We start from the raw sequence: 15,847 nt of genomic DNA, 5'->3' as shown, positions 1-15,847 counted from the left end.
ACAGCCGCCATCATCATTTAAAACAAATATTCACATTCCGCACCACTCGCGGCACAATCCACCCACGACCCGTTGCCACACCATCCCATGCCCACCACCAGCCATACCACGGCTGCCCGTCTGCGCTGTCAGGGCTGCCGCCACTATTACATCAGCCACGACGCACGCTTCCCCTATGCCTGCCATGCCTTGCAGATCAAGAGCAAGCGCCAGCCCTGCCAGGACGTGCTGGAAGCCTCCGGCCAGCCCTGCCTGTATCGGCAGCACAAAACCGCCGCATCCTCTTGAAAGCAGCCAGCGACGACACCATCTAGACTGGAAAGGTCGGATTTTTCCTTCCCCCTGCCGGACAAGCGCATTACCATTCAGGGCAGGGCCGGCAGCAGCAAACGGCAGCCACTAGAATAGACAGCAGTCCCCACACATCACGGCTAAGAGCGGTTGGCACATCAGGCCTGGCACCACCGCTGTAGCGACTTGCAATGCCCCTTACCCAGAACAAGCCAGCCATCCAGATAGGGCCACCCCCACCATGAGTAAACCGGACGACAAGGCCATGACGACGGCCAGCGTTTCATCGCGCATACGCTACCGCCTGCAACAGGCGGGTGTACGCTTTCACGCCAATGACAATATTGCCGACTTCATCCAGGACGATGAGCTGGACCTGCTGCAGCAGGAAGTGGCAGAAAAAATGCAGGCTGTGCTGGAAAGCCTGGTCATCGATACGGTCAACGATCACAACACCCAGGACACCGCCCGCCGCGTGGCCAAGATGTATGTGCGCGAGGTGTTTCGTGGCCGCTATGTAGCCAGCCCGCCGAATACCGAATTCCCCAATATCGAACAGCTCAACGAGCTGATGATTGTCGGCCCCATCACGGTACGCAGTGCCTGCTCCCACCATCTGTGCCCCATCATGGGCCGGGTTTGGGTCGGGGTGATGCCGAATGAGCATTCCAACCTGATTGGTCTGTCCAAATACGCGCGCCTGATCGACTGGATCATGACCCGCCCGCAAATCCAGGAAGAAGCGGTCATGCAGATTGCCGACCTGCTGATGGACAAGCTGCAGCCGGATGGCCTGGCCATCGTCATGGAAGCAGATCATTTCTGCATGCACTGGCGCGGCGTGAAGGACAACAATTCGAAAATGACCAATAGCGTGATGCGCGGTTCTTTCCTGCGCGACGCCAATCTGCGCCGGGAATTCCTGTCGCTGATGCACAGAGGAAACTGACCATGCTCGTCCGACTCATTTACGCCAGCCGCAGCTGCAGCCCGATCACCAGCGAACTGGTGAAACACATCCTGGACGCCGCCCACCAGCACAATCCGCAAAGCGGTATTACCGGGGTTCTGTGCTATGGCGACGATGTCTTCGTGCAGGCGCTGGAAGGTGGCCGTGCCGAAGTGAATGCCCTGTACCAGCACATCTGCCGTGACGACCGCCATCGCGACGTCACCCTGCTGGCCTACCAGGAAATCGATCAGCGCGAATTCGCCAGCTGGTCGATGGCGCAGGCCCCCATCGACAAGAAAAATGCCGCACTCCTGCTGCGGCATTCTTCCAGTCCGGTACTGGACCCCTTCCGCCTGAGCGGCAGCACCACCACGCGCCTGCTCAGCGAACTGGGCAGCTCGGGCGGCCTGCGCTCGCGCGGCTAAGCCTGCTCAGGCCAGCGGCAGGGTGATGCTCACTTGCAAACCACCCTGCGGCAGATTGACCGCCTGTATCCGGCCCTGGTGCGCCTCGACAATGCGCTGCGCCATGGCCAGCCCCAGGCCGTAACCACCGGGCTGGGTATTCTGCTCGCTGCGGAAAAACGGCTCGAAGATGGTTTTCAGTTCATGCTCCGGCACGCCCGGCCCGCAATCGCTCACGGCAATCGTCACCTCGGCAGCACCACGCATCACGGCCAGTGAAACCGGATCACCCTTGCGGGTGTGGTGAATGGCATTGCGCACCACGTTTTCCAGTGCGCGAGACAGCAGCTCCGGCTGCGCCATCACCTCGGCCGCATCTTCTTGCAGCAGCAGGATGCTGGTGCCATTGGCTTCGGCCTCGAACTGGGCATCGGTAATCAGCTCTTCCAGCAGCACATCGACCGGCAGGCACTCCGCCGGGTGTTGCGATGCTTCGGCATCCAGCCGGGCCAGCGCCAGGATTTCACCCACCAGCGCATCCATGCGCCCGGATTCACGCTCGATGCGGTCCAGCCATTCCTCCAGTTTTTCCGGCTGCTGTCGTGCCAGGTCCACTGCGGCATTCAGCCGGGCCAAGGGCGAGCGCAACTCGTGCGAGACATCGTGAAACAGCCGGCGCTGGCCGGTAATCAACTGCTTCAAGCGATGGGCCAGACCATCAAAATCGCGCCCGAGATCGGCCAGCTCATCGCGCCGGCTGCCCAGGTCACTGGCCAGATGCACATCCATCTCACCCCTGGCCACCGACTGGAACGCCTCGCTCATCAGCCGGATCGGCTTGGACAGGTAGCGCGCCAGGATGGCACCGAATAACAAGCTGGCCAACAGCGCGCCAATGATAGGCAACAAGGGGAAAGGGCTGGGCTCTCCCGGACCATGCTCCGGCCCGCCACCAGGCATGCTGCCGTGCGGCCCGGGCGGCAATAGCAGCAAGCGGTAATGAGCGGAAGCGCCAAGCGTCACCTCGCGCATTGGCCGCAGCCCCAGCCGGTCCGGCGCAGGCAGCGCCCGGCCCAGCAGCTCGTGTTGCTGATCGTCCAACACCAGCAGATGGTTGCGCGCCTTGGTACTCATGTCTTGCAGATGAGCACGCAAGCCGGCGACACCCTCGCGCCGCAGCACCGCCGCGGCCATGTCCAGCACCACCGTATCCATGGGATGCTGCTGCTCGATGGCCGCAGCGCTTTCCATGCGATGCCTGAGCCAGAACACCGCGCCCACCCCGAACACCGTGCTGATCTGCGCCAGCCACAGAATGAGAAACAGTTTCCAGAACAGGCGTCCCATACTCAGGCCTTGATGAACTGATAGCCGCGGCGCACCACGGTCTGGATGCAGATGCGGCCAGGCGCCACCCGCGACAGCTTCTGCCGGATGCTGCTCATGTGCACATCGACGCTGCGGTCAAAACGTGCCAGCGGCCGACCCAGCGCCTGCTTGGACAGCACATCCTTGCCCACCGGCTGGCCGGCATGGCGCACCAGCAATTCCAGCAAGCTGTATTCGGTACTGGTCAGCTCCAGCGTTTCTTCAGCCCACTGGGCACGACGCTCGCCCGGCCACATGGCAAGCGGGCCTTCGCGCAAAACATCATTTTCCTGGGCCGGCTGCACCTGGTTACCGGTTCGGCGCAAAATGGCACGAATGCGGGCCAGCAACTCGCGCGGTGTGCAAGGCTTGGGCACATAGTCATCCGCACCCAGCTCCAGGCCCAGCACGCGGTCGGTATCATCGCCACGCGCCGTCAGCATCAGTACCGGCAACATGCTGTGTTCGCGCACCCGTCGCAGCACTTCCACGCCACTGAGGCCCGGCATCATGACATCCAGCACCATCAGGTCAAACTGGCCGGACAAGGCCTGTACCACGGCGCTGGTGCCATCGCTCACTTTCTGAACCAGGCAGGACTCCCGCTCCAGATAGCTGCCCAGCATGTCGGCCAACTCGATATCGTCATCTACCAGCAGTATTCGCATTTTCCATCCTGATTATTCTGTGCAGGCCCCGCTCTCCCGGGGCTGTCGGCAGACATGATCCACATCACGGCCGCTTGCGGGGGAAGTTTTACTGGCTTTTACACTGATTTATAGCGCTTTACCGGGTATTAACCTTCCTTAACCGCCATGTCCCGCATCTTGCTTCCCAAGCAGCCGCCACCCGCTTGCCCGGGTCCCTCTCTCACCTCTGGCGGCTGCCCCACTACAGCGGCAATTCTTGCCGGCTGCAGGCCGTGCCGCGCCAGATCATGCCGTGGCGGCCCGGCAATGCCTCCGGCTGTTGCCTGCATCAGCGGCAAATTTTGCCAGACCAGCCATCCAGCTCGGTCAGTCGCCGGCAGGATATTAGCAAAATCAGGCTCAAGCCCTGGTTGTGCCAACACTTCTTAACATTTACTGACGAATATTTACATTTCCCAGCAGGGCTGCTGGTCTGAAACTTGCCAGTGTAGGCAGGCGCAATGCCGCGTCCTGATCTCTGGAGGTGGCTTTACTGCACAAGTCACAAGCAAGCACAGGGAGCCTTATCATGAGCATTTCGGGCATCAGCAGCACGTCGTCGATTTACAGCAGCCTGCTCAATGGCAGCACGTCGACCAGCAGCACGTCCAGCAGCAGCGAAACCCGTCACCACGGCAAGCACCGTGGCGGCAACGACGCCTTCATGCAAAGCGTGGAGCAGGCACTCAGCCAGCTGGGTATCTCCTTGCAGCCACCATCCAGCAGCAATAGCACCAGCACCAGTAGTGGCTCGGGCAACAGCGCACTGGCCGGCACGCAAGCCCCGCCACCGCCGGATGATGACGGCGACAACGACGGCAGCACTGGCAGCGCACAAAACCCGATGCAGGCCATGCATACCTTCATGCATGATCTGTTCAACGCGCTGAAATCCAGCAACACCAGCAGTTCCGACAGCAGCACCAGCAGCAGTGCCTATGGCAATGCCGAAAGCCAGCTGCAAAGCCTGATTCAGCAGCTGTCCAGCTCCTCCAGCAGCAGCACGACCAGCAGCAGCTCCAGCGCGCTCAATACGCTGCAAAGCGACTTCAACAATCTGCTCAGCAGCGTGCAGCAGGCCAATGGCAGTAGCGACACCAGCTCGAGCAGCTCGGGCAGCAATTCTGGCAGCAACAACTCCGCCAATCTGCAATCCTTCCTGAACGCTCTGCTGCAGAACCTGCAGAACAGCCAGAGCAACGGCTATTCGTCTTCGGTCGGCAATCTGCTCAGCACGCAGATCTGAACGCTGCGTGCCGTCAGCGCAAGCCCGCTTGCGGCAGGCTTGCGCCCTCTCCCGCCACATAATCCTGCAGCCGCTGTTGCAGGAACTCGCGCAAGCGCATCAGCAAGGGCGACAGCATCAGCCGGTGCGGACACACCAGGTACAAAGGCGTCGGCTCCGGCTGGTAATCTGTCAGCAGGGCGTGCAGCCGACCGCTGCGCACATCATCCAGCACATCCAGCTGCGACTTGTAGGCGATGCCCAGCCCGGCCACCGCCCAACGGCGCACGATTTCACCATCGTCACTATTGCGTCGCCCACCCACTGTCACCACCGACCACTCGCCATGCCGCGCAAACCGCCAGCGCTCGTGCAAGGCATCTCCCAGCACCAGCCGCAGGCACTCATGCGCGGCCAGATCTTCCGGTCGCTGCGGCCAGCCATGCAGCTCCAGGTAGGCTGGTGCCGCGCACAACAGCCGCCGGTTGTCCGCCAGCAGCGGCAGGGCGACCAGGCTGGAATCCTCCGGCACACCATAGCGCAAGGCTACGTCCACCGGCATGCGGTACAGATCTGCCAGCCGGTCACTGATGTGCAGCTGCAAACGCACCGCCGGATGCAGCGCGAGGAAATCATCCAGCCACGGCCGCAACAGCTGACGGCCAATATCCGAAGGCATGGACAGGCTGAGCTGGCCATGCAGCGCCTGCTGCCCGGCCGCCAGCGCCTGCTCGCCCGCCTGCAATGCTTCGATGGCGGCACGGGCATGCGCCAGATAGCGCTCGCCATCGGCCGTCAGCCGCAAGCTGCGGGTGGAGCGCACCAGCAGCCGGGTATGCAGCTCGGCTTCCAGCCGCTTCAGCCCGGCACTGGCCACCGCCGGACTGACATCAAGCAGGCGGGCGGCGGCGGACAGGCTGCCCAGCTGTGCGGTATGCAGCAATATCTGCAGATCTTCCAGTCGGACCATTCCCCTCCCCTGGCAGCAGGCGGCTACCGTTATCAATCATTTAGTGGAAATAGCTGGGACATGCTTGAATTTTCAGGACGACAGCACGGCCTGGGTGGTGGCCTGCTGCACGGCGCTCAGGCGCTGGCGAACATGGCGCGCTGCGGTATGGCTGGCTCGCCCACTCTGCGCTCAGGGCAGAAATTCCTTCATATTGTATTTGCGTACCAGCCGCTGATAGCTGCTGCCAGCGCGAAACTGCTGCTGCGCCTGCAGATAGCTGGCAATACGCTGAGCGGACATCGCCTTGCGGGAAAAACCGAGGTAGAAATCACCGATCAGCCAGCGCGGCTGGCGCAGGGCCACCACTTGCGTTTCCAGCTCCGGCATGCTGGCTGCCAGCGACTGCAAAGAGGTGCCATACGCCACCGCGATATCGATGCGGCCGGCCAATAGCTTGGAAAACACTTCTTCCTTGGAGCTGGCGGTCATCTCGATCTGCCAGCAGGAATGCATGGCTTTTTGCACCACTTCGCCATAAAAGTAATTGCTGGCGGCAGCCATGCGATAACCCGCATACGTGCAGGGCTGGCTGCTTTCAGGAAAATGCCGGCGCTGGCTGCGGCGCACAAACAGCCCGGCATACTGGCGGTGCTGAATGGCCGCCGGCATGAAGACGGTATAGGCCTCGCGCTCTGGCGTGCGCGCCAGATAACTGAGCGCATCCACCCGGCCCAGTTGCAGGCTGCGCAGGGCGCGCTGCCATGGCATGGGCTTGTACACCACATGCCAGCCCAGGCTGGCCGTCACCTGGTCGATTTCCTCCAGATGGAAACCGCCATGCTCCGCACCATCCCCCCGTGCGTACTCGAAGGGATGGTTGTCCGACTCCTCCACCGCCACGACAAAGTCCTGGGCAGAGGCATCGGCGACGCGTAACAGACATGCCAGCAGCAACCCGCTGCCGACACGCATGGCCTTGCTATGCCACATCAGCATGCAATCCGGCTAGCCGGCAGTGCCGCCAACCGTGAGGCCGCCGTCAATGCGCAAGGTAGGCTGTCCCACTCCCACCGGCACACTCTGGCCTTCCTTGCCGCAGACACCCACGCCCTGATCCAGCGCCATGTCATTGCCTATCATCGACACATGGCCCAATACATCCGGGCCATTGCCGATCAGGGTCGCGCCCTTGACCGGATAGGTCAGCTTGCCGTCCTCGATGCGCCAGGCTTCCGAAGCCGAGAACACAAACTTGCCGCTGGTGATATCCACCTGGCCACCACCAAAGTTGGCGGCGTACAGACCATCCTTGACCGAGGCGATGATTTCCTTGGGATCGTGCTGACCACCCAACATATAGGTATTGGTCATGCGCGGCATCGGGATATGGGCATAAGACTCACGCCGGCCATTGCCGGTGGGAGCCACCTGCATCAGGCGCGCATTCATCGCATCCTGCATATAGCCCTTGAGAATGCCGTCTTCGATCAGCACGGTACGGTTGGTCTGGTTGCCTTCGTCGTCGATGGCCAGCGAACCGCGTCGGCCATCCAGCGTACCGTCGTCCACCACCGTCACCCCGGCTGCCGCCACACGCTGGCCCAGCTTGCCGGAGAAGGCCGAGGTGCCCTTGCGGTTGAAGTCGCCTTCCAGGCCATGACCGATGGCCTCGTGCAGCAGCACACCCGGCCAGCCGGAACCCAGCACCACCGTCATCTGGCCGGCCGGGGCCGGACGAGCTTCCAGATTGATCAGCGCCTGGTTCACTGCCTGACGCACATAGAGTTCCACCAGCTCATCGTCGAAACGGGTCAGGTCAAAACGACCACCGCCACCGCCGGAACCCTGTTCGCGGCGGCCATCCTGTTCGGCAATCACATGCACCGACAGCCGCACCAGCGGGCGCACATCCGCAGCACGCACGCCATCATGCCGTGCCACGTAAACCACGTCGTATTCCGAAGCCACGCCAGCCATCACCTGGATCACCCGTGGGTCCATGGCGCGGGCCAGCTTTTCCACCTTTTCCAGCAGAGCGACCTTGGCCGCGGCTTCCAGGCTGTAACAGGGGTCGATGGCCGGGTACAGGTCACGCCCGCGCTGCGGCGACTGCCGTCCGGCCGAGCCATCGCCACCAATCGCACCGATGGCACGTACCGCATCAGCTGCACGGCCAATGGCTTCGGCACCGATATCATCGGAATAGGCAAAAGCGGTCTTGTCGCCGGCAACGGCGCGGACACCCACGCCCTGATCGATGCTGAAACTGCCGGACTTGACGATGCCTTCCTCCAGACTCCAGCCCTCGCTGCGGGTGTACTGGAAATACAGATCGGCATAGTCGACAGCATGCTGGCGCATGCGCGAGAAGGTGGCTTCGATCACGGACTCGTCCACGCCATAAGGCGCGAGCAGGAGTTGATCGGCAATGCGGAATGCGTCTTGCATGGTGGGTCTTTCTGTCAGAGCACGCGATGCGTCAGGGCCGGCAGGCCACTGCGCACCGAATGCAGCAATGCGGGGTCGATTTCAGCCAGTACCACACCTTCGCCCAGGGCTTGTTGCGCCAGAATGCGCCCCCAGGGGTCGATGATCATGGACTGGCCATGGGTCTTGCGGCCGTTTTCATGGGTGCCACCCTGGCCGGAGGCAATCACATAACACTGGTTTTCGATGGCACGGGCGCGCAGCAGCACCTCCCAGTGCGCTTCGCCGGTGGTCGCAGTAAATGCGGCCGGCAGAATCATCACATCAAACGGGGCCAGTTGGCGGAACAGCTCGGGAAAGCGCAGATCATAGCAAATGCCGCAGGCGACTTCGGCCAGACCGATGTCCACCTTTACCGGTGTGCTACCCGCCGCAATACTGTCCGACTCGCAATAGCGTTCGCCATTGCCGGTATAGCCGAACAGGTGAATCTTGTCGTAACGGGCAGCCTGCTGCCCTGCCGGATCAAACACCAGCGTGCTGTTGAATACCTTGCCCGGTTCCGGGCAACGCAGCGGAATGGTGCCGGCAGCCAGCCATACCTTGTTGTCACACGCCATGGCGGCCAGCGCCGCTTGCAAGGGCCCGTGACCGGCCTCTTCGCTGATGGCCACCTTGTCGCCATCCTGCCTGCCCATCAGGCAGAAATACTCCGGCAGCACCACAAAACCGGCTCCCGCAGCAGCCGCCTCGGCCACCAGCCGCGCCGCCGTGGCCAGATTGGCGGCAACATCCGTGCCGGACACCATTTGCACGGCGGCGGCGATAAATTTCTGTTTCATGGTGTGAGTATCCGCTTGGTGTTTCTCAAAGGGTCCGCTGCCAGCTTGTCGATCTTGGGATTGGCAAAGGAACCGGTAATGGCATAGTCGACCGACAATATCTTGCCGAACGGGTCCTGCAATACTTTCTGGGCGGCCAGCGCCGCAACACCCACCACCGGATTGAGCAGTGCGGCCCCGGCAGCCAGCGCCACGCTCTCGGCCAGATGCGGCTGTACCCGGATGCGCACATCCTGGGTTTCACTGGCCAGATTCACCTGGCCGCTAAGCGAGACATCGGCAGCCGGCCCTTTCATGTGCACATTATCAGAAACAAACACACCCTTGCTCACCCTGGCATTGCCATTGATGGTATCGAAGGCGAAGCCGTCACTGAACACATCGGTGAAATCCAGCTTCACCCGGCGGCTGAGCGATTGCAGGCTGATGACACCAAGCAGGCGCGCCACGCCGGGGTCAACCTTGGCAAACCGGCCGTTTTTCAGCGCCAGCGTCATCTCGCCGGACAAACGGCTGGCACTGACATCAAACAGGCCGCCCGGCCAGCTCATATTACCGGACAAGCTGCCTTCGCCCTTGCGGAAGGTATCCTGCAGGCCGATGCGCGCCAACAGCTTGCCCACATCGCTACTCTCCAGCTGATAGCGGGCCTGTACTTCCTTGCCGGCTTCGCCACGCCGCACGCGCGCACTACCTTGCAGACTGCCTTCCACCGCCTGCAGGCGCAGCGGATTGAGCACCCAGTCGCGCCCTTCGCGGCGTGCGCGCAGTTCCAGCTTGCCAACTGTCTTGTTCTGGTAGATGAGGTCGCCGACACGAATATCCAGTTCCGGCCAGTCGCCCTTGTCCACCATGCCCGTGTCGGCCTCGTCGCCAGCACCCTTGTCGGGCGACGGCAGGATGGCGTAAGCCAGATTGGCCCGCACCAGGCCACTGCCTGCCGGCAGGTAGTCAATACTGCCGCTCAACTCGCGTGCACGCACATCCAGCGACCAGCCATTGCGCAGACGCCGGTTGCTCAGACTGGCATTGACCTGATGCAAGGTGCCGCCCCACCCTTCCAGTTGCGGACTTTCCACTTCGATCAGCAAGGGCAGGTCGATCTGCCGGACCGCCTCTGCTCCGCCCTGACTGCCACCTGGGCCGGCAATCGCCGCCACCCAGCGCTGCAGATCGACTTGCGGCGCTGCCAATCGCAGCGCCAGCCCCTCGTCAGGCTGCTTGCCCAGGGCGCGTCCGGCAGCGACCACTCCGCTTTTCAGGTTGCCATGACCATCCAGCAACAGGCTGCCGCTGGCAACGCTGCCAGCGTCAAAATCCAGTCGGAACGGCTGCTGTGCAGTTTTGCCCTGGGCAAAACGCAAGGACAAGGGCAAGCTGTCTGCCGCCGGTTTGCCCAACGGTGCCGGAGCAGTGATGGCAGTACCGACCAGGCTGGATTGCACCGTCAGGTTTTCCAGCCCTTTTTGCACGACAAACTGCACCGAAAATGGCGAATGCCCGCTGACATAGGGTGCCAGCAAGGGCAGATAAAGGCCCAGTGCCTGGCGGCTGTCGGCGTCGCCGTGAATATCGAAACTCATGCGACCGGCCGGCGTACTGCTTGCCTTCAACTGGAACTGGCCGCCCAGCGCGGCAAATTGCACGCCCTTCGATTCCACGCCGTACTCGGTAAAGCTCAGCGTGCCATGTGCATTGCTGGCCGGTGGAATCGGCAAACCCTTGAACGCCAGCTGATTGCCCGACAGCAGAATGTCACCCCGCACCTTGACCGGCTGCTTGCCCGACAAGGGAATGCCCAGATGCAGATCCAGTGCCGCATTGCCACCAGCCTGAATACCACCGGTAAAACCATCCAGCCAACCATCAACCGGGCTGCTGGTGGTGAATTTCAGCATGCTGGCCAGCGGTCCTTGCGCCCGTCCTTCTACCGTCAGCGTGGAATTGGCCGCACCCAGGTCATCAATCCCGACTTTGACACCACTCAGTGGCACACCCAGCGTGCTGCCACTGCGCGCGGCAATCAGCATCTTTTCATTGTGAAACCCCAGATCGGCCTGGATGTTGTCGATGGTTGGCCAGCCTTTTTCATATAGCAAACGGCCTTGCTCCACCTTGGCATCAACGCTGAATTGCCCACCCTTGCCACCAGCAAAGGGGAAGTTGGCCAGATCACCCTTCAGCACCATGCGGACATTGCTGGCGGTGCCGCCCTGCAAGCCAGCATTCAGCCAGCGCAAGGTATCCTGCCCCACCGCATGCGGCAGATAGGCAGGCACACGCACGGCGGCCACCTTGTCGACGTCGGCAGTAAAGTCGACCACACCCGGCCCATTGCCATCATGCTGGTAGCGACCGCCGAAATGGCCGCTGAGGTCGGCATTGGCAAAAGCCACATCGTGAAATTCGACATCGGTCTGCTGGCCGTGATTGCGCCAGTCCACGCGGCCATCCAGCCGGTCGAAGTCGAGTAGCTGCGGAAACACCGCCGGATAATTGAGCGCGGCATGTCGGCTATTGAGCTTCAACTGGCCGCCCTGCTCACCAAAGCTCAGCTCGCCAGTGACGCCACTGACACCGGGCACAGAGGAAAACGCTTGCCAGGCCAACTGTTCAAAGCGGGTGGCCACCGCATACTGGCGTGGCGACTGCAACGGCCCCTGCCAGCTCAACGACAGGTTTTTCAGCTGCCCGCTGGGTGCGAAACGGGCAAACAAGGAATTGCCATCTCCGCCCAGCGCATGAATAAACGGTGTGAGATGGGCAACATTGACATTATCCAGCGTCAGCTTGCCCTGCCCCTGCTCGCCCGGCGTCCAGTCACCACGGATGGAAGATTTGTCGAAGGCCAGCCCGGTGGCGCTGGCCAAAGTCAGATTGGAGGCATTGATGGCATAGCTGCCGTTGGCCGACCGCTCCAGCTGCAACTTGCCGCTGATGGCCGGCAACACCAGCGTGCGCGCATCCCTGGGGGTATAGGCCGCGTCATGGATGCGGACATCGGCACTCAGGCTGTTGATGTGGCCATCGGCAAAATCCGCCTCCAGCGTCCCGCTGCCTTCACCTTTATTGATCAGGCCGATCTTTTCCATATAGCGCGACACCATGCCAGCCTGCGCACCGTTCAGGCGTATGCGCATATTGCCCGCCCAGTTGCGCCACTGGCGAAAATCATTGCCGCGCCAGGCCAGCTCCATGTCAAAACCTTTACCCAGCGTGGCCGCTGGCAGGCCGGACAAGGTCAGACGGTGACCCAGCAGGGTTTGGCTCAGCGTCAGTTGCCCCTGCTGCAAATCCAGCCGCGGCAGGCCCAATGCCTGATCTTCCCAACTGATGCGCGCCTGGCGGATGTCAATACGGCTGTGCTTGAGCAACCAGTTGGCAGACGGCTCGCTATCTTCGGCTTGCGGTTGGGCCGCCGGCGCGCTCATGTCGAAGCCATTCAGCAGCACATGGCCATCGGCCCGGCGCAGCAGGGCCACGCTTGGCCCATCGATGGTCACGCTGGAAAACAGCGGCTCCCATGACAGCAGCGACCACCATGACGGCACCACCGCCACCTGCTTCAAGGTCAGCGCATCGGCGGTAACCGGATTGGCAATGCGCAAGCCACGCAGTTGCAACTGCGGAGCCACCCCCAGCCACTGGCCGGACAAGGAGGCCACCGACACCTGGCGGCCGGTAGCCTGCGACAAACTCTGCTCAAGCTGGGGCCGAAATTGCTCCAGCCGCGGCAAGAACCACCAGTTGAAAACGGCAAAGCCGCCCCCCACCACCAGCAGTGCCAGCAGCAGCAACAGGCCGAGGGCTTGCAGCGATTTGCGCAGCAAACCGATGACGTGGACTCTGGCTAACAGATGCGGGGGCTTTTCCAAATGAGCTAAACCGATACAATGAAGTGTTACAGGACCCTAACGAGCGCCTCGTCATTATGCCAGCAAACCCGGATCATGCCATTGCCCAGAGCCGTGCCTTTTCACTTTATCTGGACCGCTTGCTGAGCGCGCGACCGGAGCAGCAAACCCTGCTGCAGCACAGACTGGCTCAGCCATTTGGCAGCGCCGAAATGGCCGGCTTTGCCGACTGGGAGGCGTTTGACACACCAGAGGCCATGACGCCGCCGCTGCGCAGCCTGCGCCAGGCGGTGATGGCACGCCTGATCTGCCGTGACCACAACGGACTGGCTGATCTGGACGAGGTGGTAAGTACCATCAGCCTGCTGGCGGAATTTGCCGTGCAACAAGCCCTGGCCTGCGCCTGCCGTTCGCTACCGCAATACGGCCAGCCGCTTGGCGAAGACAGCGGTGAAGTGCAGCAACTCATCGTGATCGGCATGGGCAAGCTGGGTGGCGGCGAACTGAATGTCTCCTCCGACATCGACCTGATTTTCATTTATCCCGAAGGCGGCGAAACCAGCGGCCCGCGCAAGCTCAGCAACCACGAGTACTTCAGCCAGGTTGGCAAACGCATTATCAGCCTGATCAATGACGTGACGCTGGATGGACAGGTATTCCGCGTCGACATGCGACTGCGCCCCTATGGCGATTCCGGCCCGCTGGTGATGAGCTTTGCCGCACTGGAAAACTATCTGCTGACCCAGGGCCGGGAATGGGAACGCTATGCCTGGATCAAGGCCAAGGCACTCACCGGCGACATCGCGGGGCTGTCCGACATGGTCCGCCCCTTCGTCTATCGCAAATATCTCGACTACAACGCCTATGGCGCCATGCGTGAGCTGCATGCACAAATCCGCCGCGAAGTGGCCCGGCGCGACATGGTGGACAATATCAAGCTGGGGCCGGGCGGCATTCGCGAAGTGGAATTCATTGCCCAGGTATTCCAGCTGATTCGCGGTGGCCGCGACAAAAGCCTGCAACTGCGCAGCACCCGCGCCACGCTCAACCGCCTGGCCGAGCTGCGCCTGCTGGAACCGGCTGCCGTGCAGGAACTACAGGAAGCCTATGCCTTCCTGCGCAATCTGGAACACCGCCTGCAATACCTGGACGACCAGCAAACCCAGACCCTGCCCACCAGCGAGGAAAACCAGGGCAAGATCGCCAGCAGCATGGGTTTTGCCGGCTGGCAGGATTTCCTCGACGCCCTCAACAGCGAGCGCCGCAAGGTCACGCGCCACTTCGAACAGGTATTCATCCTGCCAACCGAAACCGCACCGGACCACCCGCTATCCTGCCTGTGGCGCGACATCTGCGAACAGGACCCGGCAGAACAACTCTCCAGCCTGGGCTTTGATGATGTCAGTGGCGTCACCGGGCAGCTGCGCGCACTGGCGCAGAGCCAGCGCTATCAGCAGATTCCACTGGCTGGCCGCAAGAAATTCGACGCCCTGATCCCGCCCTTGATCGAAGTGTCCACCCACTTCCCCAACCCGGCGGCCACCCTGTCGCGCATCATCAACCTGATGGAGGCCATCAGCCGGCGCGCCTCCTACCTGGCACTGCTGACCGAATACCCGCAGACCCTGCAACGACTGGCCACCCTGTGCTCGGCCAGTGCCTGGGTGTCCAACTACCTGACCCGCCACCCCATCCTGCTGGACGAACTGCTGGATGCCCGCGTGCTGTACGCCACGCCGGACTGGCCGGCGCTGGCCAGCCAGCTGCAAGAACAAATGCAGCAATGCGAGGGCGACGTCGAGGCCAAGATGGACACCCTGCGCCACTTCCAGCACGCCCAGGCCTTCCGCCTGGTCGCACAGGACATCGCCGGCATGTGGACGGTGGAGGCACTGTCCGACCAGCTATCCTTGCTGGCCGACACCGTGCTGGACGCCACGCTGCGCCATGCCTGGCTGGACATTCCCAGCCGCCACACCGACACCCCGCGCTTCGCCATCATCGGTTACGGCAAGCTGGGCGGCAAAGAACTGGGCTACGCCTCAGACCTGGACATCATCTTCCTGTATGACGACGATCACCCGGACGCCACCGACCTGTACTCGCGTCTGGCGCGCAAGATGTCCACCTGGCTGACCAGCGCCACCAGCGCCGGCATTCTGTACGATATCGACCTGCGCCTGCGCCCCAACGGTGCCAGCGGCCTGCTGGTCAGCTCGCTGCAAGCCTTCCGCAGCTATCAGGAAAAACAGGCCTGGGTATGGGAGCATCAGGCACTGACCCGCGCACGCTATGTCGCCGGCGCGGCCGATATCGGCGAAGGTTTCGAAGCCATCCGCCACGACGTACTGACCCAGCCCCGCGATCTGGACAAGCTGCGCAGCGAAGTGCTGACCATGCGCCAGCGCATGCTGGAAAGCCACCCGGCGCAGGAATACGACGTCAAGCATGCTCGCGGTGGCATCATTGATGTGGAATTCATCGTGCAATACCTGATTCTGGCCCATGCCGGCCAGCTACCCGCCTTTACCCGCAATACCGGCAATATCGCCCTGCTGGCCGTTGCCGCCGAGGCCGGACTGATCAGCCACGAACTGGCCGAACAAGGCCGCGCCGCCTACCGCGACTACCGCAAGCTGCAGCATGCCGCCCGACTCAATGAAAGCGGCAAGGTGGAAGTCAACGACCGGCTGCGCGCGCACTACCAGCAGGCGCAGCAACTATGGCTGCAGGTTTTCGGACCGGACAGTCTGGGCTGATGCCGTTTTTCGCTGCGGACGGTTCACAAGACGGCGGCGGACGGTATAATCGGCAGGATACAAAACACAATGACGGAGAGCTCC

12 protein-coding genes are annotated in these 15,847 nt (G+C 62.1%); 5 read left to right on the top strand and 7 right to left on the bottom strand.

Annotated elements, in window-relative coordinates:
• Positions 1-87: 87 nt before the first annotated feature.
• The 3 genes from FAZ30_RS14185 (at position 88) to FAZ30_RS14175 (ending at position 1,668) form a co-directional block, all read left to right on the top strand.
• Complete coding sequence (locus FAZ30_RS14185; RefSeq protein ID WP_124643486.1) at positions 88-288, top strand: hypothetical protein; 201 nt, start codon at positions 88-90, stop codon at positions 286-288.
• A gap of 244 nt (positions 289-532) precedes the next feature.
• Entirely contained in the window at positions 533-1,240 is a 708-nt protein-coding gene (folE, locus tag FAZ30_RS14180; RefSeq protein ID WP_124643485.1) for a GTP cyclohydrolase I, read from the top strand.
• A gap of 2 nt (positions 1,241-1,242) precedes the next feature.
• On the top strand, positions 1,243-1,668 hold the full coding sequence (locus FAZ30_RS14175; protein WP_124643484.1) for a BLUF domain-containing protein: 426 nt from the start codon (positions 1,243-1,245) through the stop codon (positions 1,666-1,668).
• 6 nt (positions 1,669-1,674) lie between these two features.
• Here the strand turns inward: FAZ30_RS14175 and FAZ30_RS14170 are convergent, their stop codons facing one another.
• Together FAZ30_RS14170 and FAZ30_RS14165 are read right to left on the bottom strand one after the other, a co-directional pair.
• Positions 1,675-2,994 carry a sensor histidine kinase gene (locus FAZ30_RS14170; protein ID WP_137009660.1) on the bottom strand — a complete coding sequence of 440 codons (1,320 nt, stop codon included), beginning with the start codon at positions 2,992-2,994 and terminating at the stop codon, positions 1,675-1,677.
• 2 nt (positions 2,995-2,996) lie between these two features.
• Positions 2,997-3,683, bottom strand: a complete 687-nt coding sequence (locus tag FAZ30_RS14165) for a response regulator transcription factor (protein WP_124643482.1) — start codon at positions 3,681-3,683, stop codon at positions 2,997-2,999.
• A gap of 550 nt (positions 3,684-4,233) precedes the next feature.
• On the opposite strand from FAZ30_RS14165, the gene FAZ30_RS14160 reads away from it, so the two are divergent.
• A complete protein-coding gene (locus FAZ30_RS14160; protein ID WP_137009659.1) occupies positions 4,234-4,950 on the top strand; it encodes a cellulose 1,4-beta-cellobiosidase in 717 nt (238 codons plus the stop codon).
• 13 nt (positions 4,951-4,963) lie between these two features.
• On the opposite strand, the gene FAZ30_RS14155 is transcribed toward FAZ30_RS14160, so the two are convergent.
• The 5 genes from FAZ30_RS14155 to FAZ30_RS14135 all read right to left on the bottom strand — a co-directional run bounded on the left by FAZ30_RS14155 (position 4,964) and on the right by FAZ30_RS14135 (position 13,025).
• Positions 4,964-5,899 carry a LysR family transcriptional regulator gene (locus FAZ30_RS14155; protein WP_137009658.1) on the bottom strand — a complete coding sequence of 312 codons (936 nt, stop codon included), beginning with the start codon at positions 5,897-5,899 and terminating at the stop codon, positions 4,964-4,966.
• Positions 5,900-6,070: 171 nt separating this feature from the next.
• Complete coding sequence (locus tag FAZ30_RS14150; protein WP_137009657.1) at positions 6,071-6,877, bottom strand: substrate-binding periplasmic protein; 807 nt, start codon at positions 6,875-6,877, stop codon at positions 6,071-6,073.
• A gap of 9 nt (positions 6,878-6,886) precedes the next feature.
• Positions 6,887-8,329: a metalloprotease TldD gene (tldD, locus tag FAZ30_RS14145; RefSeq protein WP_137009656.1), complete on the bottom strand. Its 1,443-nt coding sequence runs from the start codon at positions 8,327-8,329 to the stop codon at positions 6,887-6,889.
• A gap of 14 nt (positions 8,330-8,343) precedes the next feature.
• Positions 8,344-9,150, bottom strand: coding sequence for a carbon-nitrogen hydrolase family protein (locus FAZ30_RS14140; RefSeq protein ID WP_137009655.1), 807 nt, complete (start codon positions 9,148-9,150; stop codon positions 8,344-8,346).
• Entirely contained in the window at positions 9,147-13,025 is a 3,879-nt protein-coding gene (locus tag FAZ30_RS14135; RefSeq protein ID WP_168190851.1) for a YhdP family protein, read from the bottom strand. The genes FAZ30_RS14140 and FAZ30_RS14135 overlap by 4 nt, the downstream gene beginning before the upstream one ends.
• A gap of 23 nt (positions 13,026-13,048) precedes the next feature.
• On the opposite strand from FAZ30_RS14135, the gene glnE reads away from it, so the two are divergent.
• Complete coding sequence (gene glnE, locus FAZ30_RS14130; protein ID WP_281279199.1) at positions 13,049-15,763, top strand: bifunctional [glutamate--ammonia ligase]-adenylyl-L-tyrosine phosphorylase/[glutamate--ammonia-ligase] adenylyltransferase; 2,715 nt, start codon at positions 13,049-13,051, stop codon at positions 15,761-15,763.
• Positions 15,764-15,847: the final 84 nt, after the last annotated feature.

Source organism: Aquitalea aquatilis, from assembly GCF_005155025.1.
GTDB lineage: Bacteria > Pseudomonadota > Gammaproteobacteria > Burkholderiales > Chromobacteriaceae > Aquitalea > Aquitalea aquatilis.
The sequence above is the reverse complement of the archived record's forward strand: the minus strand, read 5'-3'. Positions and strand labels throughout refer to the sequence as shown.